The organism is Polaribacter sp., from assembly GCF_024639685.1.
Lineage (GTDB): Bacteria > Bacteroidota > Bacteroidia > Flavobacteriales > Flavobacteriaceae > Polaribacter.
On the sequence record NZ_JAHEHX010000003.1, the window covers coordinates 199417 to 225329 of the forward strand.

26 protein-coding genes are annotated in these 25913 nt (G+C 30.7%); 14 read left to right on the forward strand and 12 right to left on the reverse strand.

Features of this window, described 5'->3' with window-relative positions:
- Positions 1-88 precede the first annotated feature (88 nt).
- From groL to miaB, 7 genes are all read right to left on the reverse strand, one after another.
- A complete protein-coding gene (gene groL, locus Q0L44_RS03150; protein ID WP_296635171.1) occupies positions 89-1726 on the reverse strand; it encodes a chaperonin GroEL in 1638 nt (545 codons plus the stop codon).
- Between the two features lie 112 nt (positions 1727-1838).
- A complete protein-coding gene (locus tag Q0L44_RS03155; protein ID WP_296635173.1) occupies positions 1839-2114 on the reverse strand; it encodes a co-chaperone GroES in 276 nt (91 codons plus the stop codon).
- Positions 2115-2290: 176 nt separating this feature from the next.
- Complete coding sequence (secG, locus tag Q0L44_RS03160; protein WP_296635177.1) at positions 2291-2623, reverse strand: preprotein translocase subunit SecG; 333 nt, start codon at positions 2621-2623, stop codon at positions 2291-2293.
- The gene (locus tag Q0L44_RS03165; protein WP_296635179.1) at positions 2623-3345 is read right to left on the reverse strand and encodes a hypothetical protein; all 723 of its coding nucleotides are present in this window, start codon (positions 3343-3345) and stop codon (positions 2623-2625) included. The genes secG and Q0L44_RS03165 overlap by 1 nt, the downstream gene beginning before the upstream one ends.
- A 32-nt stretch (positions 3346-3377) precedes the next feature.
- Positions 3378-3875: an LptE family protein gene (locus Q0L44_RS03170; RefSeq protein WP_296635182.1), complete on the reverse strand. Its 498-nt coding sequence runs from the start codon at positions 3873-3875 to the stop codon at positions 3378-3380.
- Between the two features lie 97 nt (positions 3876-3972).
- Complete coding sequence (locus Q0L44_RS03175; protein ID WP_296635185.1) at positions 3973-5199, reverse strand: sigma-54 dependent transcriptional regulator; 1227 nt, start codon at positions 5197-5199, stop codon at positions 3973-3975.
- Positions 5200-5272: 73 nt separating this feature from the next.
- On the reverse strand, positions 5273-6727 hold the full coding sequence (miaB, locus tag Q0L44_RS03180; RefSeq protein WP_296635188.1) for a tRNA (N6-isopentenyl adenosine(37)-C2)-methylthiotransferase MiaB: 1455 nt from the start codon (positions 6725-6727) through the stop codon (positions 5273-5275).
- A gap of 200 nt (positions 6728-6927) precedes the next feature.
- On the opposite strand from miaB, the gene topA reads away from it, so the two are divergent.
- From topA to Q0L44_RS03215, 7 genes are all read left to right on the forward strand, one after another.
- Positions 6928-9426: a type I DNA topoisomerase gene (gene topA / locus Q0L44_RS03185; RefSeq protein ID WP_296635191.1), complete on the forward strand. Its 2499-nt coding sequence runs from the start codon at positions 6928-6930 to the stop codon at positions 9424-9426.
- Positions 9427-9459: 33 nt separating this feature from the next.
- Positions 9460-10626, forward strand: coding sequence for a formimidoylglutamase (locus Q0L44_RS03190; protein WP_296635193.1), 1167 nt, complete (start codon positions 9460-9462; stop codon positions 10624-10626).
- Between the two features lie 99 nt (positions 10627-10725).
- A complete protein-coding gene (gene gldK, locus Q0L44_RS03195) occupies positions 10726-12084 on the forward strand; it encodes a gliding motility lipoprotein GldK (protein ID WP_296635195.1) in 1359 nt (452 codons plus the stop codon).
- 27 nt (positions 12085-12111) lie between these two features.
- Positions 12112-12747: a gliding motility protein GldL gene (gldL, locus tag Q0L44_RS03200; RefSeq protein WP_296635197.1), complete on the forward strand. Its 636-nt coding sequence runs from the start codon at positions 12112-12114 to the stop codon at positions 12745-12747.
- Between the two features lie 42 nt (positions 12748-12789).
- On the forward strand, positions 12790-14322 hold the full coding sequence (gene gldM, locus Q0L44_RS03205) for a gliding motility protein GldM (protein WP_296635198.1): 1533 nt from the start codon (positions 12790-12792) through the stop codon (positions 14320-14322).
- 11 nt (positions 14323-14333) lie between these two features.
- Positions 14334-15188: a gliding motility protein GldN gene (gene gldN / locus Q0L44_RS03210; protein ID WP_296635199.1), complete on the forward strand. Its 855-nt coding sequence runs from the start codon at positions 14334-14336 to the stop codon at positions 15186-15188.
- Positions 15189-15381: 193 nt separating this feature from the next.
- Entirely contained in the window at positions 15382-16422 is a 1041-nt protein-coding gene (locus Q0L44_RS03215) for an FAD-binding oxidoreductase (protein WP_296635202.1), read from the forward strand.
- 2 nt (positions 16423-16424) lie between these two features.
- Here Q0L44_RS03215 and Q0L44_RS03220 read toward each other — a convergent pair whose 3' ends face one another.
- Entirely contained in the window at positions 16425-16829 is a 405-nt protein-coding gene (locus Q0L44_RS03220) for a DUF983 domain-containing protein (RefSeq protein WP_296635204.1), read from the reverse strand.
- Between the two features lie 74 nt (positions 16830-16903).
- Here Q0L44_RS03220 and Q0L44_RS03225 point away from each other — a divergent pair, with 74 nt between their 5' ends.
- Genes Q0L44_RS03225 through Q0L44_RS03240 form a run of 4 tightly spaced genes read left to right on the forward strand, consistent with a single transcriptional unit; the run spans position 16904 to position 21180 of the window.
- Positions 16904-18823, forward strand: a complete 1920-nt coding sequence (locus Q0L44_RS03225; protein ID WP_296635207.1) for an ABC-F family ATP-binding cassette domain-containing protein — start codon at positions 16904-16906, stop codon at positions 18821-18823.
- A gap of 36 nt (positions 18824-18859) precedes the next feature.
- Positions 18860-19798: a pyridoxal-phosphate dependent enzyme gene (locus tag Q0L44_RS03230; RefSeq protein WP_296635209.1), complete on the forward strand. Its 939-nt coding sequence runs from the start codon at positions 18860-18862 to the stop codon at positions 19796-19798.
- Positions 19799-19854: 56 nt separating this feature from the next.
- Entirely contained in the window at positions 19855-20643 is a 789-nt protein-coding gene (locus tag Q0L44_RS03235) for a glucosaminidase domain-containing protein (protein WP_366085023.1), read from the forward strand.
- A 21-nt stretch (positions 20644-20664) separates the two neighbouring features.
- Positions 20665-21180 (forward strand): gamma carbonic anhydrase family protein, encoded by a 516-nt coding sequence (locus Q0L44_RS03240; RefSeq protein ID WP_296635215.1) that lies wholly within the window; start codon positions 20665-20667, stop codon positions 21178-21180.
- 59 nt (positions 21181-21239) lie between these two features.
- Here the strand turns inward: Q0L44_RS03240 and Q0L44_RS03245 are convergent, their stop codons facing one another.
- Entirely contained in the window at positions 21240-21695 is a 456-nt protein-coding gene (locus tag Q0L44_RS03245) for a hypothetical protein (RefSeq protein ID WP_296635217.1), read from the reverse strand.
- A gap of 102 nt (positions 21696-21797) precedes the next feature.
- Here Q0L44_RS03245 and Q0L44_RS03250 point away from each other — a divergent pair, with 102 nt between their 5' ends.
- The 3 genes from Q0L44_RS03250 (at position 21798) to Q0L44_RS03260 (ending at position 24370) form a co-directional block, all read left to right on the forward strand.
- Entirely contained in the window at positions 21798-23450 is a 1653-nt protein-coding gene (locus Q0L44_RS03250; protein WP_296635220.1) for a mechanosensitive ion channel family protein, read from the forward strand.
- Positions 23450-23626 (forward strand): hypothetical protein, encoded by a 177-nt coding sequence (locus Q0L44_RS03255; protein WP_296635223.1) that lies wholly within the window; start codon positions 23450-23452, stop codon positions 23624-23626. The genes Q0L44_RS03250 and Q0L44_RS03255 overlap by 1 nt, the downstream gene beginning before the upstream one ends.
- A gap of 483 nt (positions 23627-24109) precedes the next feature.
- A complete protein-coding gene (locus Q0L44_RS03260; RefSeq protein WP_296635462.1) occupies positions 24110-24370 on the forward strand; it encodes an endonuclease/exonuclease/phosphatase family protein in 261 nt (86 codons plus the stop codon).
- Positions 24371-24378: 8 nt separating this feature from the next.
- Here Q0L44_RS03260 and Q0L44_RS03265 read toward each other — a convergent pair whose 3' ends face one another.
- The 3 genes from Q0L44_RS03265 to Q0L44_RS03275 all read right to left on the reverse strand — a co-directional run bounded on the left by Q0L44_RS03265 (position 24379) and on the right by Q0L44_RS03275 (position 25635).
- Complete coding sequence (locus Q0L44_RS03265; RefSeq protein WP_296635224.1) at positions 24379-24612, reverse strand: hypothetical protein; 234 nt, start codon at positions 24610-24612, stop codon at positions 24379-24381.
- A gap of 5 nt (positions 24613-24617) precedes the next feature.
- On the reverse strand, positions 24618-25223 hold the full coding sequence (locus tag Q0L44_RS03270) for a thiamine diphosphokinase (RefSeq protein ID WP_296635226.1): 606 nt from the start codon (positions 25221-25223) through the stop codon (positions 24618-24620).
- A gap of 76 nt (positions 25224-25299) precedes the next feature.
- Entirely contained in the window at positions 25300-25635 is a 336-nt protein-coding gene (locus tag Q0L44_RS03275; RefSeq protein WP_296635227.1) for a hypothetical protein, read from the reverse strand.
- Between the last annotated feature and the right edge of the window lie 278 nt (positions 25636-25913).

Below are 25913 nucleotides of genomic sequence, written 5' to 3' on the forward strand. Positions count from 1 at the left end.
TAAATAAAAAAATCCGTTAGAAATTTATAACGGATTTTTTTTATCATAATTTCACAAGAGTGAGATTATTACTTTCACACATTTAGTGTTACATCATTCCTGGCATTCCACCACCCATTGGATGCATTCCACCCCCTGCTGGTGCATCTTCTTTAATATCTATTAAAGCACACTCAGTAGTTAAAATCATACCAGCAACAGAAGCTGCGTTTTCTAAAGCAACTCTTGTAACTTTTTTAGGATCTATAATACCAGCATCTAACATGTTTACATAAGTTTCAGTTTTAGCATCGTAGCCAAAGTCTTTTTTACCTTCTAAAACTTTATTGATTACTACAGAACCTTCACCACCTGCGTTTTCTACGATAGTTCTTAAAGGAGCTTCAATTGCCTTATTTACGATTTGTACACCTGTAGTTTCATCTAAGTTTTCTGTAGCTAATTTCTCTAATACTTTTTTAGCACGGACTAAAGCAACACCACCACCTGCAACAATACCTTCTTCTACTGCAGCTCTAGTTGCATGTAAAGCATCATCTACTCTGTCTTTCTTTTCTTTCATTTCTACTTCAGAAGCAGCACCCACATATAAAACTGCAACACCACCAGCTAACTTAGCCAAACGTTCTTGTAATTTTTCTTTATCGTAATCAGAAGTAGTAGTTTCTATTTGCGCCTTAATTTGATTTACTCTTGCTTTAATAGCATCTGCATCTCCAGAACCATTTACAATTGTTGTGTTGTCTTTATCAATTGTAATACCTTCTGCAGTACCTAATAAATCTAACGTGGCATTTTCTAAAGAAAAACCTCTTTCTTCAGAAATAACTGTCCCTCCAGTTAAAATTGCAATATCTTCTAACATTGCTTTTCTCCTGTCTCCAAAACCTGGAGCTTTTACAGCAGCAATTTTTAAACCTCCTCTTAATTTGTTTACTACTAAAGTTGCTAATGCTTGTCCATCTACATCTTCTGCAATAATTAATAAAGGTCTACCAGATTGAGATACTGGTTCTAAAATTGGTAAAATTTCTTGTAAGTTAGAAATCTTCTTATCAAATAATAATACATAAGGGTTTTCTAAATCTGCAATCATTTTATCTGCATCAGTTACAAAGTAAGGAGATAAATATCCTCTATCAAACTGCATACCTTCTACAACATCTACATAAGTATCTGTACCTTTTGCTTCTTCTACAGTAATTACACCTTCTTTACCAACTTTACCAAATGCCTGTGCAATTAAGTCTCCGATTGTATTATCATTATTTGCAGAGATTGCAGCTACTTGCTGAATTTTATCAGATGAGTTACCAACTTTTTGTGTTTGTTTTTCTAAGTCAGAAACAATTGCTTCTACAGCTTTGTCAATTCCGCGTTTTAAATCCATAGGGTTTGCACCTGCAGCAACGTTTTTTAAACCTTCCTTTACAATTGCTTGTGCTAAAACAGTAGCAGTTGTTGTTCCATCACCAGCTAAATCGTTGGTTTTAGAGGCAACTTCTTTTACCATTTGAGCTCCCATATTTTCTAGCTCATTTTCTAATTCTACTTCTTTTGCTACAGAAACACCATCTTTAGTTACAGTTGGTGCTCCAAATGCTTTAGAAATAATTACGTTTCTTCCTTTAGGTCCTAAAGTTACTTTTACTGCATTTGCTAATGCATCAACTCCACGTTTTAAACCGTCTCTTGCTTCAATATCGAATTTAATATCTTTTGCCATTTTGTTTTTATTTTTTGCTTTTAGCTGTAAGCTTTTGGCTTTTAGCTAAAATAGTTTGCATTAATTTTTATTTTTTTGCTAAAGGCCAATAGCCAAAAGCAAATAGCTTTACTTATACAATTGCTAGAATATCTGATTCACGCATCATTAAATAATCTTTACCTTCTAACTTTAATTCAGTTCCACCATATTTACCATATAAAACAGTGTCTCCGACTTTTACAGTTAAAGGCTCATCAACTTTACCATTACCGACTGCAACTACAGTTCCTTTTTGTGGTTTCTCTTTTGCGTTATCTGGAATAATTAATCCAGATGCCGTTTTTGTTTCTGCTGGCGCAGGTTCTACAAGAACTCTGTCTGCTAAAGGTTTAATGTTTAATCCCATTGTTTTATAAATTTTGATTAATAAAATTATTTTTTACGTTTTTAAATGGTCAGAAGTTATGCCACATGTTAAAAACTGACAAATTTTCTTTGAATGATTTTTAAACAGAAAATCATTGCAAAAAAAAATGCCAACGTGTCATTTACGTTGACGTTTTTTTTATTGTTGATGAATTTTTATTTGATAGTATCGTTTGCTGTTGGTAGTGTGTTCTCTACAGGAGCTGAAGTCTCAATACCGTCTAACGTGTTGTTTAGGTTTACGTCGTTTTCACCACCTCTTGGTATTGCAACGTTAGATAGTAGAATTAATGCAAACATAGCTATTGCTAAAGTCCAAGTTGTTCTATCTAAAAAGTTATTTGTATTTTGAACACCACCTAAAGATTGTGCACCTCCGCCACCAAATGAAGAAGATAAGCCTCCTCCTTTAGGATTTTGAACCATTACTATTAATACTAAAGCTACTGCTACAATTAAAATTAATATTATAAAAGCTGTATAACTCATTATTTATTTTTTTGTAAAATTTTTATTCTTTTTATTTGGTCTGCAAAGAAACCACTTTTTTCTGGATATTTCAAACTTAAAATTCGATAGGCTTGAATTGCATTTTCATATTTTTTTTGCTCTAAATATACTTTTGCCAATGTTTCTGTCATTAGAGAATTATCCTGTCGGTTTGCTTGCAGTTGAATGTTTATGTTTTTGTCTTTAGATAACGGTTCTATTTTTGGGTTATTTTCTATAAATTTATTGACTAAATCTGCTTTGTTTTTCTGATCTGTTTTGGGTAATTTCTCTCTTTGAATCGTTTTCTTTGTAGACAGTTGTAGCCATTGGTTAAATGAATAGCTTTCTGTACTTTTAAATTGTAAAGGCTCTCCTACAGCTAGTTCTTTTTTTGCGTTGTTCGTTAAAGGAGTAATATCTGCATCTTCTGCAGTAGTAGTAAAATCAGTTTTTGATTGCTTTGTACTTTTTTTATTTTGTGAAAATTTAGGAGATGTAATGTATTCAAATAGAATACTTCTATCTTTTGTATGCGCTGCAGTTTTCTTTAATTGTTTATTATACTTAAAACTGCTATCTTTTTTTAATTTTTCTAAATAAAGTACTTGAGCTAATTGAAAATAGGGATATGTATCGATAACAGATTTAAGCGTTGTAGTTTCTACATCATGAATCTCTATTTTTTTTGTTATGATATCTTTAAATTCTGCTATTTCCAATGATTATAATTTTTAAATTTTTAAAATAGATTTTACCATTTTGCTACTGATGCATTAAAAATATCTTGAATAACTCTTTCTAAAATTTCATCTAACGCAGTTTCTAGAACGCTTCCAGATAATTGTGCATTTGCGTCAAAGTCAGAATAAAAAGAAAATGTTTTTTCAAAATCGTCTTCCTCTACTAGTTTGTTTACAAAACGAACATTTACGGTAACAGTTAGTCTGTTCTGTGCTGCAGTTTGATTAGATGTTCCACTCATTGGTGTTATTCTATATCCAGTTATTTCTCCACTAAAATATAGATCGCCATTAGAATTAGTAAGTGTTAAATTAGTTTGTCTTGTAAAAAGATCTTGTAGGTCATTGGTGAAACGTTGTGTTAAAACAGGTTCAACAAGGGGAGCTTGGTTTGGAAAAAAGTCAATTTGTATGGTTTTTGCATCTCCTGTATTACCTCCTGTGAAAGAATAGGCGCCACAACCAATTAGTGTTGTAAATATTACTAATGATACTATTATTTTTTTCATATTTTTAAAGTTCTTGATACAATTTTTCATTTTTCAAAATCACTCGAACTGACATTTTCAATTACACATTTCGACGATTAAAAAATTACACATTTTCCTATAAATCGTATTGTTTTATTTTTCTGTATAGCGTTCGTTCAGAAATCCCTAATTCTTTAGCAGCTAATTTACGTTTGTTATTGTTCTTTTCAAGTGATTTTTTTATCATTTCTATTTCTTTGTCTTGTAAAGATAAAGATTCATCTTCTTCAATTGTTTCAATGAAATCGTAATTATCTTCTGCTGTTTTATTCTGTTGAGGAACGTTTAATACTTCAATATCTAGGTCTTCTAAATCTTTATTGTTGTAAATTTTTTCTAAAAGCCTGTGGTTTTCTTCTTGCACTTCTTCTACATTTCCATTTTTCATTAAGTCTAAAGTTAGTTTCTTTAAATCATTAATGTCATTACGCATATCAAAAAGAATCTTATACATAATATCACGTTCTGTAGAAAAGTCGTTTTCTTTTTTACTACCTATAATTGCGGGTAAGTTATCTGATGTATTGGGTAAATATTGTTGTAGTTTAACTGCTGAAATAATTCGTTCTTCTTCAATCACAGAAATTTGCTCGGCAAGGTTTTTAAGTTGACGGATATTACCAGGAAAGCGAAAATTAGCTAGAAGGTTTACTGCATTCTCGTCTAAACGAATAGATGGCATTCTATATTTTTGTGCAAAGTCAGAAGCAAATTTTCTAAATAGTAAGTGGATATCACTATTCCTTTCTCTTAAAGCAGGAAGGTTAATTTCTATAGTACTCAATCTGTAATATAAATCTTCTCTGAATTTTTCTTTTTCAATTGCAGATTGCATATTAACGTTTGTAGCTGCTACAATTCTCACATTAGTTTTTAAAACTTTTGAAGAACCTACTTTTATAAATTCTCCATTTTCTAAAACACGTAGCAAACGAACTTGAGTAGTTAACGGTAATTCACCAACTTCATCTAAAAAAATCGTACCTCCATCTGCAACTTCGAAATAACCTTTTCTATCTTGAGTTGCTCCTGTAAATGCTCCTTTTTCGTGGCCAAAAAGTTCACTATCAATTGTACCTTCAGGAATTGCTCCACAGTTTACAGCAATATATTTTGCGTGTTTTCTATGTGAAAGTGAATGAATAATTTTAGGAATACTTTCTTTACCAACACCACTTTCTCCAGTAACAAGTACAGAAATGTCAGTAGGTGCAACTCTAACCGCTTTCTCCAAAGCTCTATTTAGATGAATATCGTTTCCAATAATTCCAAAGCGTTGTTTTAATGCTTGTAAGTTTTCCATTTTCTTTTCTTAGAATTCATAAAAAAGAAATTAGATAAGGTTTGTGCTTACCTTTAATTTCTTTTTCTGAAAATTAATTATTATCTGAATATCCAACAGCAATTCCTTTTAAGGTAGCTGAGGTGCAATCTTCTACTTTTACATTTACAAAATCCCCTAATTTATATTGTTCTTTTGGAAATACAATAACAGTGTTTTGAGTATTTCTACCTTTCCATTCATTAGGGTTTTTCTTAGAAGTACCTTCTATAAGAACTTCTTCTACTTTGCGTAAATGTTGTTGAGTTCTGAATAAAGAATGTTTTTGTTGTAAATCGATTACTTCTGTTAATCTTCTTTTCTTTACAGCAGCAGGTATATCATCATCCATTTTCTTGCCAGCTAAAGTTCCTGGTCTTTCAGAGTAGGCAAACATAAATCCAAAATCATATTTAACATACTCCATCAAATCTAAGGTGTCTTGATGATCTTGTTCTGTTTCTCCACAAAAGCCAACAATCATATCTTGAGACAAGGCCATTTCTGGAACAATCTTAAATATATTATCTACCAACTCCATGTACTCTTCACGAGTGTGTTGTCTATTCATGGCTTTTAACATGGCATTACTTCCACTTTGAACTGGTAAGTGAATGTACTTGCAGATATTCTTGTGTTTTGCCATAACATATATTACGTCTAAACTCATATCTTGTGGGTTAGAGGTAGAAAAACGGAAACGTGTTTTTGGAAATTGAGTAGCACACATGTCTAGCAACTGAGCAAAATCAACAGCGGTTGCTCGTGCCATTTCTGAAGCCTTTATAAAATCTTTTTTTAAGCCTCCTCCATACCATAAAAAACTATCAACATTTTGACCTAATAAAGTAATTTCTTTAAAATCTTTATCTATCATAGTTTGTATTTCTTCTAAAATACTTTTTGGGTCTCTACTTCTTTCTCTTCCTCTAGTAAAAGGGACTACACAAAATGTGCACATATTGTCGCAACCTCTAGTTATAGATACAAAAGCAGATACTCCATTAGAGTTTAAACGAACTGGTGAAATGTCTCCATAGGTTTCTTCTTTTGACAAAATAACATTTACAGCATCTCTTCCCTCATAAACTTCTTCTAAAAGGTTTGGCAAATCTTTATAAGCATCTGGACCTACAACTAAATCAACAATTTTTTCTTCTTCTAAAAACTTTTCTTTTAGGCGTTCAGCCATACAGCCTAAAACGCCCACTTTCATTTTTTTGTTAACTTGTTTTACAGCATTATATTTTTGTAATCTTCTACGAACTGTAGTTTCTGCTTTTTCACGAATAGAACACGTATTTACTAAAACTAAATCTGCCTCTTCTAGTATTTGAGTAGTATTGTAACCTTCTTTGTCTAAAATAGCTGCAACAATTTCACTATCATTCATATTCATCTGACAGCCATAGCTTTCTATAAATAATTTTTTAGTGTTCTCTTTCTTATTTTCTGTAACAAGTGCTTTTCCTTGTATTTTTTCGTCAATAATTCTCTCTACTTCTTGCATCTTTTATTTTGTAAATTGAAGTTAGACAAAGATACAATCAATTTTGTATTTTATGACAGATTGGCAGAAAATTAATGTTGTATTTCTGTTAATTATCTAGCTAATTTTTGTGAAAAGATTTTTTTTAATAAAAAACTAACTACTTTTGTACTTCAAAATTTACCTATTTTTTATGGGTTTTGATTGATAAAATGAAATATATGGCGAAGAATTTAGTAATAGTAGAGTCACCAGCAAAAGCAAAAACAATCGAAAAATTTCTTGGTAAAGATTATCAAGTTGAATCGAGTTATGGGCATATTGCAGATTTACCATCGAAAGAATTAGGGATAGATGTAGAGGGTGATTTTAGGCCTAAATATATTGTTTCTGATGATAAAAAACCAGTTGTTAAAAAACTAAAAAGTTTAGCAAAAAAGGCAGAAACTGTTTGGTTAGCAAGTGATGAGGATAGAGAAGGAGAGGCTATTGCTTGGCATTTAAAAGAGCAATTAGATTTAAAAGAAGATAGTACAAAACGAATTGTTTTTCATGAAATAACTAAAAAAGCAATACTTAAAGCTGTAAAAAATCCTAGAGATATAGATTACCATATGGTGAATGCTCAGCAAGCACGTAGAGTTTTAGATAGGCTTGTGGGGTATGAATTGTCGCCAGTTTTATGGCGTAAAGTAAAAGGTGGTTTATCTGCAGGTAGAGTGCAATCTGTTGCAGTGCGATTAATTGTAGAAAGAGAAAGAAGTATACAAGATTTTAAGCCAGAAACACATTTTAAAGTAGTTGCTGAATTTTCCAATAATGAAGGTAAAAAGTTTAAAGCAACTATTCCTAAAAACTTTGATTCTAAAAAAGCTGCAGAAGACTTTTTAAAGTCTTGTGCTAATGCTGATTTTAACATTGCAGATTTAACTAAAAAACCTGCAAAGAAATCACCAGCAGCACCATTTACAACATCAACCTTACAACAAGAAGCATCACGTAAATTGGGCTTTGCAGTAGGTAGAACAATGCAAGTTGCACAACGTTTATACGAAGCGGGTTTAATAACTTATATGAGAACAGATAGTGTAAATTTATCTGTTGATGCAAGAAATGAAGCCGAAGAAGAAATTATTGCTTCTTACGGAAAAGAATATAGTAAGCAAAGAGTGTTTAAGTCTAAAGCCAAAGGTGCACAAGAAGCCCATGAAGCGATTAGACCAACGAACATGAAAATGCATGCTATTGATACCGAATATGATCAAAATAGGCTCTATGATTTAATTTGGAAAAGAACCTTGGCTTCACAAATGAGTGATGCTCAATTAGAAAGAACTAATATTAAAATAGAAAACTCTGAAAACTCAAAAATCTTTACCGCAAATGGAGAGATGATTAAGTTTGAAGGTTTCTTAAAAGTATATTTAGAAGGCAAAGATGATGATGATGAAGAGCAAGCAGGAATGCTGCCTAATCTAAAAGTTAATGAAGGTTTAGATTATATTTTTATCAACGCTACGCAGCGTTTTACAAGTCCACCTTATAGGTTTACAGAGGCGTCTTTGGTAAAGCAATTAGAAGAATTAGGTATTGGTCGTCCATCTACTTATGCACCAACAATTTCTACTGTTCAGAGAAGAGGTTATGTAGAAAAGGGGCAGAATGAGGGTATAGAAAGAACTTATGAGCAACTTATTTTGTCTGATGGTGCTGTAAAAAGTAATCAATTATCAGAAAAAACAGGTTCAGATAAAAACAAGTTAGTGCCCACTGATATTGGAAACATTGTAAACGACTTTTTAGTAGCCAATTTCTCTAATATTTTAGATTTTGGATTTACTGCAAAAGTTGAAAATTCTTTCGATAACATATCTGAAGGAGACGAAGATTGGATAAAAATGATCAAAGAGTTCTACATCAATTTTCATGATAACGTAGAAGATGTAAAAGAGAACGCTGAAAGAGAAAGTGGTGAACGAATATTAGGAGATCATCCAGTTTCAGGAAAAACAGTTTTGGTGCGTTTAGGGAAATTTGGACCTATTGCTCAAATTGGAGCTCCAGATGACGAGGAAAAGCAATTTGCTAGTTTAAATAAAGATCAAAATTTAGGTACAATTACATTAGAAGAAGCTTTAGAGTTATTTTTATTGCCAAAAACGCTAGGCGTTTATGAAGATGAAGAAGTTGTGGTTTCTAACGGTCGATTCGGACCCTACATCCGTTTTGGGAAAATGTTTGTATCTCTAGAAAAAGGTGAAAACCCGATGGACGTTGATTTACCTAGAGCTGAAGAATTAATTAGAACTAAGCAAAAAGCTGATGCACCTATTTATCATTACGAAGATTTACCTGTTCAAAAAGGGGTTGGTAGATTTGGTCCCTTTATTAAGTGGAATAATATGTTCATTAACGTGAATAAAAAGTATGATTTTGATAACCTTTCTGATGAAGATATTATAGAATTAATAGAACTTAAAAAGCAGAAGGAGATTGATAAAGTTATCCATAACTGGGAAGATGTTGGCATTCGTGTAGAAAAAGCAAGATGGGGAAGGTTTAATGTTTTAAAAGGTAAAATTAAAATAGAGTTACCAAAAACAACAAAAATAGAAAAACTATCTAAGGAAGACGCGGTTAAGATGATCGATGCCAAAACTCCAAAGAAAAAAGCCTCAAAGAAAAAAACAACAAAGAGAAAAACAGTTAAAAAGAAATAGTATTTTTGGTTTTTACATTTTGAAAATTACGTAATGATCAAAGATTTTTTAACTCCTATAAAAGACATTTTACTAGCTAATTTAGCTCTACAACCTGAATCGTGTCTTGGGAATAAAATTAATATTCATACAAATAAAAATGACTTTCCTGATATAGAGGGAGCACAAATTGCAATTTTTGGTGTGCAAGAAGATCGAAATTCTGAAAATAATTTTGGATGCGGAGAGGACTTGTTCTTGGTTAGGAAAAAATTATATGCTCTCTTTCCAGGAAACTGGAACACGAAAATTGTAGATCTAGGAAATATTACAAAAGGGGCAGAAGTTTCAGATACTTATTTTGCCGTCTCAGAAATTCTAACTGCTTTATTAACAAGAAATATTATACCAATAATTATAGGAGGTGGCCAAGATATTACTTATATAAACTACAGAGCTTATGATGCTTTAGAGCAAACTGTAAATATTACAACTGTAGATAGTCGTTTTGATTTAGGTTCTTTAGATGATCAATTATCTTCTCAATCGTATTTGAGTAAAATTATCATGCAAACGCCGAATAACTTATTTAATTATTGTAATGTAGGTTATCAAACTTATTTTAATTCACAAGAATCAATTCAGCTTCTAGATAGCTTGTATTTTGATGCTTACAGATTAGGTAACGCAAAGGAACTAGAAATTATAGAGCCTGCTTTCAGGAACGCAGATATTGTTTCTATTGATTTAGGCGCGGTTAGACAAAGTGAGGCCCCAGCAAATAATAATGCATCTCCTAATGGATTTTATGGTGAAGAAATTTGTGCTATTTCTAGGTATGCAGGATTAAGTGATAAAGTAACATCCTTTGGAATTTATGAATACAATTCAAAATTAGATGTCAATTCTCAGACAGCAAATTTAATAGCTCAAATGATTTGGTATTTTATTGAAGGAGTAAATGCTAGAGTAAAAGATTATCCTTTTTCTGGCAAAGAGAATTACCAAAAGTTTACCGTGCTATTAGACGATGATGATCCATTAATTTTTTACAAGAGTCATAAAACAGGGAGATGGTGGATAGAGATTAATATTTTATCAGATAATAAATACAAAAGGCATGCGTTAATACCATGTACTTATAAAGACTATACAGAGGCAACAAATCAAAAAATACCTGAAAAGTGGTATAAAGCCATGCAAAAAATGATGGCATCATAAATATTATGAAATTGAATACGTTAAAATACAGTTTCAACATTGTATTTTAGCAAAAAAAATAATAGGTTTACGAACTTTTAGTAAAGACAAATACAAAATATGAAGAAAGCAGCAATATTTGCACTTTTAATAACCGTTTTTTACAGTTGTGGTTCTAATGATAGAGGAGAATTAGTAGGCGTTAAAGCTAAGAAAAAATGGTTCTCTGAAAAACCATATGGTATGGTTTTGGTTCCAGGTGGTTCATTTACAATGGGTAAGCAAGATGAAGATATTATTGGTACAATGAATTCTCCAACAAAAACAGTTACTGTTAGGCCTTATTTTATGGACGAAACAGAAATTACTAATAATGAATACAAAGAATTCGTGCTTTGGGTAAGAGACTCAGTAGTAAGAACTAGATTAGCTTACCAAGCGGAATTTGCAGCTTTAGGAGCAACATCAAATGCTACCGGAAATAATAGAGCCACTGGTATTCAATTGTATAAATTTAAAGATACTTTAGCAAACTCGACTCCTTACCAAAGGTATATGTATGAAAATTATTATCAATTTGATACAATACAGCCTTTAAATTGGGAAGAAGATTTAGTTTGGAATAAAGAAGATTATCCCGATGTTGATTACGTAGAGGTAATGGATTCACTTTATATTAGCCGAGATGAAGCTGTTGATGGAGTGCGAACTTTTAATACAAAATATTTAAAATATAAATATTCTTGGTTTGATAGAGATAATGCAGCAAGAAAAGGTGGTGATCGAAAAGATTTTGTTCAGACTGAGGTTCTAAATATTTACCCAGATACAACAGTATGGGTAAAAGATTTCAATTATTCTTATAACGACCCAATGCATCAAGATTACTTTTCTCATCAATCTTATGGAGATTATCCTGTTGTTGGAGTTTCTTGGGGGCAAGCAAATGCATTTTGTAATTGGAGAACCAAAAAGAAAAATGACTATCTAAGCGCTAAAAAGAATACTACTCAAGTTCCAGATTTTAGATTACCAACAGAAGCTGAATGGGAGTTCGCAGCTAGAGGTGGTTTAGAGTTTGCAACATATCCTTGGGGTACAGGAAGTACAACTAGTGATAGAGGTTGCTTCTTAGCGAATTTTAAACCTGTTAGGGGTAATTATGCAGTAGATGGTGCTTTATACACTATGGAAGCAGAATCTTTTAACGCAAATGATTATGGATTATATAACATGGCAGGTAACGTTTCAGAGTGGACAAACACTGCCTACAACCTATCATCTTATTACATGGCCTCAACAATGAATCCAAACGTAGAAGATAGAAAAAATAAAAGAAAAATAATTAGAGGAGGTTCTTGGAAAGACGTAGCATATTACTTAGAAGTAGGCTCAAGAGACTACGAATATGCTGATACTGCTAGAAGTTACATTGGCTTTAGAACTGTTCAAAATTATATAGGAACAACAGACAAATAATAATTAAATAAAAATTTAAATATAAACATGGCACAATCTCAAACTAAAAAGAAACTATTTAATATTGCATATAATGTTGGAGCTTCAATTGTAATCTTAGGAGCATTATTCAAGTTGAATCATATTAGTTTTGGTCCTTTAAATGGATCTACAGTTTTAGCAGTTGGTTTAATTGCAGAAGCTATTATTTTCTTTTTATCTGCCTTTGAAAGTCCAGAAGAAGACCTTGATTGGTCAAGAGTATATCCAGAATTAGCAGATGAAACTGTTTCTTCAAAAGAGAAAACAGGTGCAGAGGGCTTATTGTCTCAAAAACTAGATAATTTATTAAATGAAGCCAAAATAGATGCCCAGTTGATGGAAAACTTAGGAAGTAGTATGAAAAACTTTCAAGGTGCAGCAGAAGGCTTATCTGCAGCATCAGAATCTATTTCGTCAACAAATAAATACAATGAGCAAATGTCTATGGCTGCTGTTCAAATGGAATCATTAAATAACTTATATAAAATACAAGTAGAAAACTCTAGCAAACAGGCTGAATTAAACGCAGCTGTAGTAGAGAACACAGAAAGGTTAAAAGAGCAAATGGATTCTTTAGCTAAAAACTTGTCTTCTTTAAACGGAGTGTATGGGAATATGTTATCTGCAATGTCAAGCAAATAATTAGTTATAATTAATTTTAATCACAACAAACTAATTTAAGATATGGCAGGAGGAAAAATGTCGGCAAGACAAAAGATGATAAACTTAATGTACCTTGTTTTTATAGCAATGTTAGCTATGCAAATGAGTAAAGAGGTTTTATCTGCTTTTGGTTTTATGAATGAAAAGTTAGAGGCAAACAATTTTTCTACAACAGAAAAAAATAATCAAGCATATGCAAACTTAGAGACAAAGGCTTCTGAGCAAGTAGCTAAATTTGGAGAATTAAATAGACAGGCAATTCAAGTTAAAAGTTTATCTGATAATTTTTATAGTTATTTAGAAAATTTAAAATCTAAAATGACTGCAGATTTAGAAGATGCCAAAGATTATGAGTCTATGGATAAGACGCTTTTTTTAGATACTTACTTTTTTAAAGGAGATGGGTATACAAAAGAAGGTCAAGAATTTTTAGATATAATCAATAATTACAGGACAAAAATCAATGAAACTTTAGGAAACAACAATCAGTTTTCTTCCGTTTTAAATGATAGATTTAATACTAATACCTTAATTGATAGTGATGGTGTTAAAGTACCATGGCTAAAATATAGGTATGAAGGATTCCCTTTGGTTGCCTCTTTAACAAATCTTACACAAATGCAAGCTGATATCAGAAATACAGAGTCTGATGTTGTTACCAATCTTTTAGGTGGTAAATTAGAAGAAGCATTGTCATTAAACAATTATACTGGTATTGTTCGTTTAAATAAGAGTGCTTATTTTTCTGGTGAAAAAGTTACAGGTGAAGTAGTTTTAGGAAGATATGATGCATCATTAGTGCCAGATAAGGTTGTTTTAAATGGAAAAGATGCAACAGATGCTGTAAAGAATGGACAAGTAATTTTAGACATGCCTACAGGTAATGTCGGAGAGAAAACAATAAAAGGTACAATTTTCTTTAGAGAAAATGGAGAGGAAGTTCCTGTTCCTTTTGAAAGCAAATATTCAGTTATAGCAGAGCCAAGTTCTGCAGTTGTTTCTGCAGATAAAATGAATGTGGTGTATAGAGGGTTAGACAATCCAATATCTGTTTCTTTACCTGGCGTTGCTGCCAGTAATTTAAGTGTTTCTGCTTCAGGAGGTAAATTAACTAAGTCAGGTGCTGGTTATGTTATTAGACCGGGTTCTGGAAATATTGCAACAATTAATGTAAGTGCAAAATTAAGTAGTGGTAAAAGTGTAAATTCAAAAGCAACATTTAGAATTAAAGACATACCAGCAGCAATGGGTTCTGTGCGAAATCAATATGGTACTGTAAGAATGCCAAAATCAGGTTTAGCAAATGCACCAATTAATGCAGGATTACCAGATTTTGAATTCGATTTAAAAATTAAAGTTCAGAGTTTTAAAATTAAAGTTCCTGGTGAGTTAACAATAATTGTAAACGGAACTAAATTAAGTGCAGCTGCCAAAAAGGTATTGTCAAAAGCTAGGAGAGGAGATATTATCAATATTTATGATATTAAAGCAACTTACGGTAATGGTACTCCATTTAAGAAAGTATTACCAGTTAACATAGAGCTGACAAATTAAAAATATAAATTATGGTTAGAAATTTTATACTCGTATTTCTTTTCTGTTTATCAGTAAATTTTATTCAAGCACAAGCTAATGTGCTTAATGCAAAATCTGCAGATGAAATAGGTAAAAGTAGTATAGAAAGGTTAGAAGTAAATAATGATGGCCCAATTCCTTATGGTTATGTAGATGATAGAGATGTAATGTGGTCTAAGGTAGTTTGGGAGTTTGTAGATTTAAATCAGAAAATTAATTTGCCTTACTATTTTCCAATAGACACCACAAATATTTCTTCAGATAGAAGATCTTTGTTCGATACTTTAATAAAAGGAATTAAGCAAGGAAAAATAAAGGAGGCTTATACCGATTCTTTTTTTAATTCTAAAATTACTCAAGACGAAATTGATACCCGTTTGGTAAATATAAGAGATGAAAATGGTTATGTAGATACATTTAGAATCCAGACAGAAGATGTTGTAGGGTACATGTTAAAAGGAATGTGGTATTTTGATAAGCGTCAAGGAGAAATGAAATACCGTTTGTTAGCTCTTGCTCCTATGGGTAAAGATGTGCAAACTTTAGGTGTAGAAAATGTTGAAGACGATAATTTGTATGAGTTGTTTTGGATCTTTTTTCCAAATGCAAGACAAGTTTTACACGAATCAAAAGTTTTTAATCCAATGAATGCTTCTCAGCCAATATCTTATGACCATTTATTAAACGCAAGACGTTTTAATTCTGTAATAGTAAGAGAAGAGAATATTTATGGTAACAGAGCTATAGAAGATTATATTCGAGGTAACTCTTTATTTCAGTTGTTAGAGGCTAATAAAATTAAAGAAGATATTAGAAATAGAGAAATAGACATGTGGAACTACTAAAGTTCTATCCTGAAAATATGAAAAACGTTTGCGAAAGCAAGCGTTTTTTGTTTGTAGTTATTTCATAGTTTTTGCACTCGTTTTTTTTTAATTCTTCAAAAAGAGCTCAAAAAATTAAGATAATAAGGGTTAGACTAGTTTATAAGTACAGTCATGACTTTCAATTAAAACAAAACTTAAGTATTTTTACAGCGTGAAATTAGATTACATCATAGTTGGTTTAGGTTTAGCTGGTTTAGCCTTTGCAGAGCAACTTATAAACGCAAATAAGAACTTTGTTGTTTTTGAAGACAGTTCTCAGACTTCATCACTTGTAGCAGGTGGGGTCTATAACCCTGTAATTCTAAAAAGATTTACGCCAGTTTGGAACGCTAAAGAACAATTGCAAATCGCTTTACCCTTTTACGAGGATTTAGAACATAAATTTCAAACTACTTTTGATTATAAATTTCAAACTAAAAAAGTATTTAAATCAATAGAGGATCAGAACAATTGGTTTGCTGCTTTAGATAATTCTAAATTAATAGATTATTTAGATGCAGATTTAGATCATCAGAAAAAAGAAGGTGTTATTGCTGATTTTGGTTTTGGTAATGTAAAGCAAACAGGTAGAATTGACACTAAAAAATTAGTGGATACGTATAGAGCTTATTTAGAAAAAAGAGCACTAATTAAATTTGAGCAGTTTAATCATCAACTAATTAAATTTCATCCAAATCACTTGGCTTATAAAGATATTGCTGCAAATAGAATTGTCTTTTGTGAAGGTTTTGGAATGAGAGAAAATATTTTTTTCAATTATTTACCTTTGAATGAGGTGAAAGGCGAATTGATTACCATTCATGCTCCGAGTTTAAAAATAGATTTCCAATTAAAGTCAACCCTATTTGTGCTTCCTTTAGGGGATGATGTGTACAAGGTTGGTGCAACTTTTAATTGGTCAGATAAAACTTCAACTCCATCAAAAAAAGGCAGAGAAGAGTTAATTGAAAAATTAGAAAAGGTTATTAATGTTCCCTATAAAATACTATCGCAAACAGCAGGAATAAGACCAACTATTAAAGACAGAAGACCTTTAGTAGGTACTCAACCAGCTTTTCCTAATTTGGCAATATTAAATGGTTTAGGCACAAGAGGAGTAATGATTGCACCAACAATGGCTAAAGCACTTTTTAATCACTTAGAAAAAGGAGAAGAGATAGACTCAGAAATAGATATTAAAAGATTCGAATAGGATTATTCTTTCTTATTATTAGAATCTTTACTAGCCTTTTCATCATAGCTTACAAACATATTAATCCACAAAATTCTAGACAGTCTTAAATTTAAAGGAGCTGTAATTATTAAAGCCGCTAAAACTGTAAAGAAAGAATTTAATAAATCGAATTGAAAACCCAATTTTGCAATTAAAAAAATGGTTACAGAAATAGCTACCGTAATTCCGTAATTAATATACATAGCTCCATAGAAGAAAGAAGGTTCTATCATGTATTTTAAATTACAATGAGAGCAAGTATCGTGGATTTGGGTAATTTTTGAAGGATTGAAAGTAATTCCATGTGTAAAGAATTTTCCTTCATGACATTTAGGGCATTTTCCGTTTGCAATACTATATATTTTTGTTCCTTTTTTAAACACCATAACTTTAAAATTTCTCTACTTTTGCCAAAGGTAAAATTTTTACCACTTTTATTAAGTAACAATTATTACATTTCATGTTAAACGTACATAACTTAACTGTTTCTTTTATGGGAACAGACCTATTCTCAGGTATCACTTTTAAATTAAATAAGGGAGATAGAATTGGTTTAATAGGTAAAAATGGAGCAGGTAAATCTACCTTACTAAAAGTGCTTTCTAAAGATATAGAAAGTAGTGGAGGTACTATGGCTTTTGATAAGGATGTGCAAATTGGTTTCTTAAGACAAGATATAGATTTTGTGGAAGGACGAACAATTTTAGAAGAAGCCTATCAAGCATTCGAAGAAATTAAAAAATTAGAAGCAGAGTTAGAGGTGATTAATAACCAGCTTACAACTAGAACAGACTACGAAAGTGATTCTTACACGCAATTAATTCAAGACCTTACAGACAAGCAAGAACGCTATGAACTTTTAGGAGGTTATAATTATCAAGGAGATACAGAGAAAATATTACAAGGTTTAGGTTTTCAAAGAGAGGATTTTAACAAGCTTACAGATACTTTTTCTGGTGGTTGGAGAATGCGAATTGAGTTGGCAAAATTACTATTACAGAATAATGATATTTTGTTATTAGATGAGCCAACAAACCACTTAGATATTGAATCTATTATATGGTTAGAAAATTTCTTAAAAGGATATTCAGGGGCAATTGTCTTGGTTTCTCATGATAAAATGTTCTTAGATAATGTTACTAACAGAACTATAGAAATCTCTTTAGGGCAAATTTACGATTACAAAAAACCTTATTCTCAATTCTTAGAATTAAGAGGAGAAATAAAGGAAAAACAGTTACAAGCTCAGAAGAATCAAGAAAAAGAAATAAAACAAAAACAGCAATTAATAGATAAATTTAAAGCAAAGGCTAGTAAAGCATCTATGGCTCAATCTTTAATGAAACAACTAGATAAAGTTGAGTTGATAGAGGTAGATCAAGATGACAATCAGGCTATGAATGTGCGTTTTGCAATTTCTAGAGAACCAGGAAAAATAATTGTAGAAGCAGAAAATTTATCTAAAAGTTATGGAGAAAAGCAGGTTTTAGAAGGTGTAGACTTATTGATTGAAAGAAATAGTAAAATTGCCTTTGTTGGTCAAAATGGTCAAGGTAAATCAACTTTGGCAAAAATGATGGTTGGCGAAATTCCTTTTGAAGGGCATCTAAAGTTAGGTCATAATGTAGAGGTAGGTTATTTTGCTCAAAATCAGTCTGAATATCTACCACCAGAAAAAACGGTGTTAGAAATTATGGAAGATGCTGCTACAGATACTAACAGAATGCGAGTTAGAGATATGTTAGGTTCTTTCTTATTTGGTGGAGATGCTGTAGATAAAAAAGCAAAAGTACTTTCAGGTGGAGAGAGAAACAGGTTGGCTTTATGTAAATTGTTATTGCAACCATTCAATGTCTTAATCATGGATGAGCCTACAAACCATTTGGATATTGCCTCTAAAACTGTTTTAAAAGAAGCCTTAAATAACTTTAATGGTACTTTAATAGTTGTGTCACATGATAGAGAATTCTTACAAGGATTAACGTCTACCGTGTATGGTTTTAGAGATAAAGAAATTAAAGAGTATTTAGGTGATATTGATTATTTCTTAGAGCAGCACAAAATGGAAAGTTTACGTGAAGCTGAAAAGAAAACTGTGGTAAAAGTAGAAAAAGATACTTTTAAAAAAGAAGCGCATCAACTAAGTAGAGAGCAAGAAAAAGAATTAAAAAAGTTGAATAACAAGCTTTCTAAAATCGAAATTGAAATTGCAAACTTAGAAACTGAAATTGAAAATATTGATTTAGAGTTAGCTCAAAATTATGATGAAGTTTCTTCTAAACCAGATTTTTTTAAGAACTATAAAGCTAAAAAAGACACAGTAGATACTTTAATGGAAGATTGGGAAAAAGTAGAGGGGCAAATCTCTAATTTTTCATAAACAATAACGCTATTTTAGGTTTGGAAATTAAATTAAATGGACTTTAATACAACGTATATTTCCGAAAATCAAAAAATTGAATTACCTCTTTTAAAAGAAAAAGGTGTTGAGCTTTTTGTAAAAAGAGAAGATGAAATACATCCTTTTGTTTCTGGTAATAAATTTAGAAAATTAAAGTACAATTTAACTGAAGCCAAAAATAAAAAGAAAGACACTTTATTGACTTTTGGAGGAGCTTTTTCTAATCATATAGTTGCTACAGCTGTTGCAGCTAATTTAAATGGTTTTAAAAGTATTGGTATAATTAGGGGTAAAGAATTAGCCAGTGATTTAAAAGAAACTCTAGCTGAAAACGCAACCTTAAGAGAGGCGAAAAAAAATGGAATGACCTTTAAATTCATTTCAAGAACTGTATACAGAGACAAAGAAAATGCTGATTTTCTAAATAGTTTAAAAACTGAATTTGGTGACTTCTATTTAATTCCTGAAGGAGGCACTAACCCACTTGCTGTAAAAGGTTGTCAAGAAATTTTAACAAATCAAGATATAATTTTCGATTATATTTGTGTGGCAGTTGGAACTGGAGGTACCATTTCTGGAGTAATAAACTCTTTGCAAAGTCACCAAAAATGTATTGGCTTCCCTGCATTAAAAGGCAATTTTTTAAATAACGAAATAAAAAAGCATGCACATTTTAATGATAATTGGAAGTTACAAACTGATTATGATTTTGGCGGTTATGCAAAATATAATGAGACTTTAATTCGTTTTATGAACGATTTTAAAAGTCAGATGAATATCTTATTAGATCCAATTTATACTGGTAAAATGATGTTTGGGATATTAGATTTGGTTCGAAATGATTATTTTTCACCAAACACCAAGATACTCGCCATTCATACTGGTGGCTTACAAGGTCTCAAAGGTTTTAACAGGAAATTAAAGTTTAAAAATCACCCTTTAATACAGACATAATGCATATTAGAATAGTTCTTTTTTTATCATGTATTTTTCTTTTACAAAGTTGTTGGTTGCAAAAAAAACCTGTAACTACGTCTAAAAAAGATGCTGTAACATTAGAACCAATACCTCTAGAGACACCTTCTGTAAATGAAAAAAAATTTATTAAAAACCTAAAAAAAAGTAACCCTAATTTAAATAAATATACATTAGCTTATATAGAAAGATTTGCTGCTATTGCTGTAAAAGAAATGCATCAATATAAAATACCTGCTAGTATAACTTTAGCACAAGGTATTCTAGAATCAGGAAGAGGTAGAAGCGAATTGGCTTTAAAATCAAATAATCATTTTGGTATTAAATGTCATACAGCTTGGCAAGGTGAAAAAGTATATCATGATGATGATGAAAAAGGAGAGTGTTTCAGGAAGTACAATTTTCCAGAAACATCTTATAAAGACCATTCATTATTTCTTTCAGAACGAAAGCGCTATGCCTTTTTGTTTGATTATGATTTAAAAGATTATAAAAAATGGGCTTACGGTTTGCGAAAAGCAGGGTATGCTACAGATAAAAAGTATCCTATTAAATTATTGAACCTAATTAAAACTTATCGTTTATATGAGTTTGATGCCATAAAAGAAAATGGTAATAGAAAAAAAACCAAGCAGAATAAGAGAAGAAAAAAGGTTAAGCAAGCTAAACGTATCTATAAAATACCTAAAACGCATAAAGTAAAAAAAGGGGATACCTTATATGCTATAAGTAGAAAATATGGGCTTACTATAATTTTTTTACAACAATTAAACAACCTATCAGGGACTACTTTAATTGTAGATCAACAATTATTATTACAATAAAAATTCAATTAAAATTCGCCAATGCCAATCATAAAATCAGTAAGAGGAAAAACTCCAAAAATACCAACAGATTGTTTTATTGCTGAAAACGCTACTATTTTAGGAGAAGTTTCTCTGGGAAAAGAGTGCTCGGTTTGGTATAATGCTGTTATTAGAGGTGATGTCCATTATATAGAAATTGGGAACAAAGTGAATATACAGGACGGAGCTGTTATTCATGCAACCTATCAAAAATCACCAACAACTATTGGGAATAATGTTTCTATTGGTCACAATGCTATTGTGCATGGTTGTTCAATTAAAGACAATGTTTTGATTGGTATGGGAAGTATCGTCATGGATAACTGTGTAATAGAAAGTAATTCTATAATTGCTGCTGGTGCAGTTGTTTCTAAAAACACAATCGTAGAAGGAGGAAGTATTTATGCTGGTATTCCAGCTAAAAAAATAAAAGATATTTCTAAAGAATTAACTTCTGGAGAAATTGATAGAATTGCAAATAACTATGTGAAATATTCAAGTTGGTTTAAAGAATAAAAAACCCGGTTTCAAATTTGAAATCGGGCATTAATTCAACTAATTAACTAAAACTATTTTTATCTACCTCTTCTGTTTCCCATTCTCTTTTTCATTCCTTTACGTTTCAACATCTGTTTCCATTTTTGCTTTCTTTTCTTAGCCATTTTCTCAAATTTTTCAAACTGCTCAGCCTTTAAAATATCTTTCATTTTATTTTTGAATTCAATTTTAGCTTCTAATTGCTGATTCTTCATTGCAAAAAGTTCATCTGCAGAAAGCTTTTTTTCTTCATCTCTTAAAGCTTTTCTTTTTTTCATTGCTGCTTTTCTATCTTGAGCTTGTGCCATTAATAATGGCTTAATTTCATCTTGTTGCTTATCAGATAAATCTAAAGCTAATGTCATTCTTTTTACGGCCAATTCTGTGCGTTGCTCAATAGAAAAATTAGGTTTTTTATTTCTTTTTTTTTGTTGTGCTTGAGTAGTAAAAGTAAATGCGAATAATAGCAGTAAAATGCTGGCTGTTTTTTTCATAATTATAATTTGTTTAATTTTTTATTTATGCTCCTTTGACTCTAGAAAATAGAAAAGGTTTAAATTTGTCTGGAATTTAACACGTAATTAACAATTTTAGTGATGAGGAAGATATTTTTAGTTTTTTTAATATTACCAAGTTTTTTATTAGGACAACAACAGTCTTTAGATAGTTTACAAGTAGATTTAAGTAATCCGAATGCTACTATAAACACACACTTAGACTTTTTACAAGAAAATAACTATCAGCCTAAAAAAGCTGCTAAAACTATTTATGGGTTAGAGGAGAAAAAAGCGATTAGAAAAGTCATAAAAATCAAACAAGTTTTAGACGGTAAAGGACTTTTTGTAGACTTTAATAGCATACCAACAAACCCAAATTATACAGACTCTATTGGTGTAAAAACATTTGCGAGGTATGTTGTTTTTCCTAACCGATTGCCAGAAATTTACGTAGAGAAAAAAAATAATAACTGGTATTATTCATCAGAAACAGTTGCTAAAATAGATGCGATTTATAATAATGTTTTTCCTTGGTATGTAAATTGGATTCAAGAAATTGTACCTGAATATGGTCATTATCAATTTTTTGGGATAGAGGTTTGGCAACTTGTAGGGCTGCTTTTGTTATTGTTTTTTGGATTTGTTTTCTATTTTGTAGTAAAAAAACTAGCATTTAAGTTCTTAAAAAAAATACAGCATTATATTACTAAAAGCAATACAAATCTAGAATTAGATCAATATTTAAAAAAACTAGCACATCCAATTAGTCTTTTATTCTCTATTCAGTTTATAAGTACTGTTTTTCCTTCGTTACAATTCTCATTAGCTATAAACAGATGGTTTTTTCTAGGTTTAAATATTATAGAAACTGTTTTTTGGATTTATGTATTTCTAAAACTAGTGAAAGTAGTGATGCATATTTATTCAGATTTTACAGCAAAAACACATAGTAGATTAGATGACCAACTTGTACCAATTTTAAATAACTTATTTACAGGTATTGTGCTTGTATTCGGTTTTTTAAAATTATTAACTTTTTTTGGAGTAGACACTACAACGTTATTAGCAGGTGCAACAATTGGTGGTTTAGCTTTTGCTTTGGCATCTCAAGATACTGTCAGAAACTTAATAGGTACAATAATGATTTTTGTAGACAAACCCTTTCATATAGACGATTGGATAGAGGCAGGAGAAGTCGTCGGAACTGTAGAAACTGTAGGTTTTAGATCTACAAGAGTAAGAGCTGCAGATACCTCAATTTATCAGATACCCAATAGTAAATTGTCTGAAATTGTGATTAACAATAAAGGGTTACGTTTGTACAGAAGATACAATACCAATTTAGGATTACGTTATGATACACCACCAGAATTAATAGAGGCTTTTGTTAATGGAGTGCGTCAAATTATTATAGAACATCCAGAAACCAGGTCAGATTCTTATAATGTAGAATTTACAGGTTTTGGAGATTCAGCTTTATTAATTATGGTTAATGTTTATTTTAAAAGTTTGGCTTGGAGTGAAGAGCAAACCTCTAAGCACAGATTGCATATTGCTATTATTAAATTAGCAGCAGCTTTAGGAGTGGAATTTGCATTTCCTTCTACTACAGTTACAATAGAACAATTTCCAGATAAGAGTAACCTATCTCCTAAATACAACACTGGTAGAGAGAATATTAATGCTACAATACAAAATATTCTTACAGAGTTCAAAAATGATGTTCCACCAGAAAATACATCAGAAAGTTAATGAAGCATCTTTTTAAAATCCTTTTAAGAGTTTTTATACTATTAATTATTGGCTTTACTGTCTTTTATTTTTGGGCATCATCATCTAGTTTAGATAAAAACGAATATGCCAAAATAATTCAGAATTCTGATGTGTTTTTAGAGAATAAAGATTCTGTTTTTAGCATTGCCACTTAAAATATTGGTTATTTAAGTGGAATTACAAACAACAGACCTACTCCTAAGCCAAAAGAGCTTTTTGATGCTAATTTACAAAAGGTAAAAAAGGAAATAAAAAATGTTTCGCCAGATATTATAGCTTTTCAAGAAATAGATTATGATGCTTCACGCTCATATTACATTAATCAAGAAGAAGAAATTGCCAAATTAGGATATAATTTTACAGCAAGAACCATTAATTGGGATGAGCACTATTTACCTTTTCCTTATTGGCCAATTAGCTAACCAAGAAAGAATAATTTTATCTAGAGTGGAAGATTCTCCTTTTTATAGAGATGCCTTCTATTTAGAAAGATTAGCACAAATTGTAAAAGCGAATATTAGTGGCAAAGAAATAGTAATTATAAATATTCATTTGGAGGCATTTGATAAAGCAATAAGAGCTAAACAATTTAAGGAAGTAGAAGCTTTTTTAATAGATATAAAGACCATTATCCTACTATTCTTTTGGGTGATTTTAACTCTCGTGCTAGAGATAAAGATGCAGCTGTACAACAGCTATTAAACTCAGACAAAATAGGTAATGCAGCCTTTAGTAAAAACAATATTGCAAATACATTTGATACTAAAAGCCCTTATGAGAGAATAGATTATATTTTTTATACTAAGGAATCTATTGAGTATGTTTCTGGTAGCGGTTTAAATGAATTCGAACAAGCTTCAGATCATTTGCCTGTTTACATGAATTTTAAGTTAAAATAACTTTTAATTTAGGCGACTTCCCCTCTATGAGGTTTTAAGGTATCCCTGTAAGTCTTCATGTCTTTTTCATCAACAATGATAAAAGCAGAAACCAACATTGGATTATTTTCTTTGATGTCAATTTCATGAAAAGTAAGTTTTTCTAAAACTGCAAACTCTTTTAAGTGAATGGTATGATGTTTGGCAGTTTCCTTTGCATCTGGGCCTCTAAAATCCCACAATAATTTTATTTTTCTATCCATTGTGTTTAATGATTGATGAAGATAAATAAATTTCCTTCTGAAAATGAAATCGAAACTTCATTATTTATTGCTTTATTTCGAGTACCAATTCTTTCTCCGAAAGTTAAATCTTCATTTGTTATAAGGTATTCCAAACCTTCAGTTAAAATATTTGTTGCTTTAGGAAAAGGAATTAAAGACACAATTTGGTCTTTACACGCTGTAATTTTAGTCTTATTATTTGCAAGAAAATACCTACTATGATTATCATAAAAAGTAAGGTTTAATTTACTTTTCCATTGAATTGCAGTATGTAAGTTTCCTAAAAAATGATCTTGTTCTGCTCCACTTGCTCCATAAACATCAATAGAGGTATAATCTCTTTCAAAAAGAATTTGAAGTATTTTATCAAAATCTGTATAATTTTGATTTGGTGTATTGATTACCTCTATTTCCTGAGGTAATTTTTTTAAGGAATCAAAATCGCCAGCAATAAAAGTAGGAGTAATACTGTTTTTTTCAAGGTATTGATAAGCACTATCTGTAGCACAAATAATTTCATATTTGCTTAAATCTGGTAAGGATTTTGGTTTTTCTCCATTTAATAGTAAAAAAACATTGTTATTCTTCATTTAAACAAAAATACAAACAAAAAAACATCAACACTTTATAAGAGTTGATGTTTTTTAAAGCCAAAAATAATAGTAATTAGCTTTTTTTAGAAATTAAAATAATTGAAAATAATTTTCCTATTAAAAAAATAACTAAACCAAAAGTGTGGGATAATAATCCAATTTTAAAGCCTCCAGCTAAAACTTGAGGAGCAATATCTGTTGATTGTGAAATTTCTTCTAATCCACCAAGCATACCAATTATAAAGCCTAATACTCCAAAAACAAAAGCAAATAAGCCTAGTTCTTTTATTAATTTTATTGTTTTTTCTGAGTTGTCTTTTAATCCTTTTACAAATAAAATAAAAATTGCAATCTGTAATAATAATAAAGGAACCATAAAAATTGGTCCACCCTGCATAATAAAGTTCATAAGATGTTTTTTTAATTATAGATTAAATGTATTTCTAAATTCTGAGTTAATATTTTTTTTGCGACGAACTTCTTAATTAAAACTGCTTTTAACCAAAAACTTGATTTTTCTTTAATTTTACAGAAAATAGGTAGAATAGAGCTTTAAAATAGTATTTCGTCTTTAATTTACTTTTCAAGATAAAAAAATCTTATTTTGTAGTATGAATAAAAGCATCCTAAATAAATTATCAAAGATTCCTATACATCTTTTGTTTTGGGTAATTGTATGGTTTTTCT

Bases quoted from the DNA above. Each gene is read 5' to 3' on its own strand.
- groL (WP_296635171.1), bottom strand. From the start codon at position 1,726: ATGGCAAAAGATATTAAATTCGATATTGAAGCAAGAGACGGTTTAAAA.
- Q0L44_RS03155 (WP_296635173.1), bottom strand. From the start codon at position 2,114: ATGGGATTAAACATTAAACCTTTAGCAGACAGAGTTCTTGTAGAACCT.
- secG (WP_296635177.1), bottom strand. From the start codon at position 2,623: ATGAGTTATACAGCTTTTATAATATTAATTTTAATTGTAGCAGTAGCT.
- Q0L44_RS03170 (WP_296635182.1), bottom strand. From the start codon at position 3,875: ATGAAAAAAATAATAGTATCATTAGTAATATTTACAACACTAATTGGT.
- Q0L44_RS03175 (WP_296635185.1), bottom strand. From the start codon at position 5,199: ATGGAAAACTTACAAGCATTAAAACAACGCTTTGGAATTATTGGAAAC.
- miaB (WP_296635188.1), bottom strand. From the start codon at position 6,727: ATGCAAGAAGTAGAGAGAATTATTGACGAAAAAATACAAGGAAAAGCA.
- topA (WP_296635191.1), top strand. From the start codon at position 6,928: ATGGCGAAGAATTTAGTAATAGTAGAGTCACCAGCAAAAGCAAAAACA.
- Q0L44_RS03190 (WP_296635193.1), top strand. From the start codon at position 9,460: ATGATCAAAGATTTTTTAACTCCTATAAAAGACATTTTACTAGCTAAT.
- gldK (WP_296635195.1), top strand. From the start codon at position 10,726: ATGAAGAAAGCAGCAATATTTGCACTTTTAATAACCGTTTTTTACAGT.
- gldL (WP_296635197.1), top strand. From the start codon at position 12,112: ATGGCACAATCTCAAACTAAAAAGAAACTATTTAATATTGCATATAAT.
- gldM (WP_296635198.1), top strand. From the start codon at position 12,790: ATGGCAGGAGGAAAAATGTCGGCAAGACAAAAGATGATAAACTTAATG.
- gldN (WP_296635199.1), top strand. From the start codon at position 14,334: ATGGTTAGAAATTTTATACTCGTATTTCTTTTCTGTTTATCAGTAAAT.
- Q0L44_RS03220 (WP_296635204.1), bottom strand. From the start codon at position 16,829: ATGGTGTTTAAAAAAGGAACAAAAATATATAGTATTGCAAACGGAAAA.
- Q0L44_RS03225 (WP_296635207.1), top strand. From the start codon at position 16,904: ATGTTAAACGTACATAACTTAACTGTTTCTTTTATGGGAACAGACCTA.
- Q0L44_RS03230 (WP_296635209.1), top strand. From the start codon at position 18,860: ATGGACTTTAATACAACGTATATTTCCGAAAATCAAAAAATTGAATTA.
- Q0L44_RS03240 (WP_296635215.1), top strand. From the start codon at position 20,665: ATGCCAATCATAAAATCAGTAAGAGGAAAAACTCCAAAAATACCAACA.
- Q0L44_RS03245 (WP_296635217.1), bottom strand. From the start codon at position 21,695: ATGAAAAAAACAGCCAGCATTTTACTGCTATTATTCGCATTTACTTTT.
- Q0L44_RS03250 (WP_296635220.1), top strand. From the start codon at position 21,798: ATGAGGAAGATATTTTTAGTTTTTTTAATATTACCAAGTTTTTTATTA.
- Q0L44_RS03255 (WP_296635223.1), top strand. From the start codon at position 23,450: ATGAAGCATCTTTTTAAAATCCTTTTAAGAGTTTTTATACTATTAATT.
- Q0L44_RS03265 (WP_296635224.1), bottom strand. From the start codon at position 24,612: ATGGATAGAAAAATAAAATTATTGTGGGATTTTAGAGGCCCAGATGCA.
- Q0L44_RS03270 (WP_296635226.1), bottom strand. From the start codon at position 25,223: ATGAAGAATAACAATGTTTTTTTACTATTAAATGGAGAAAAACCAAAA.
- Q0L44_RS03275 (WP_296635227.1), bottom strand. From the start codon at position 25,635: ATGAACTTTATTATGCAGGGTGGACCAATTTTTATGGTTCCTTTATTA.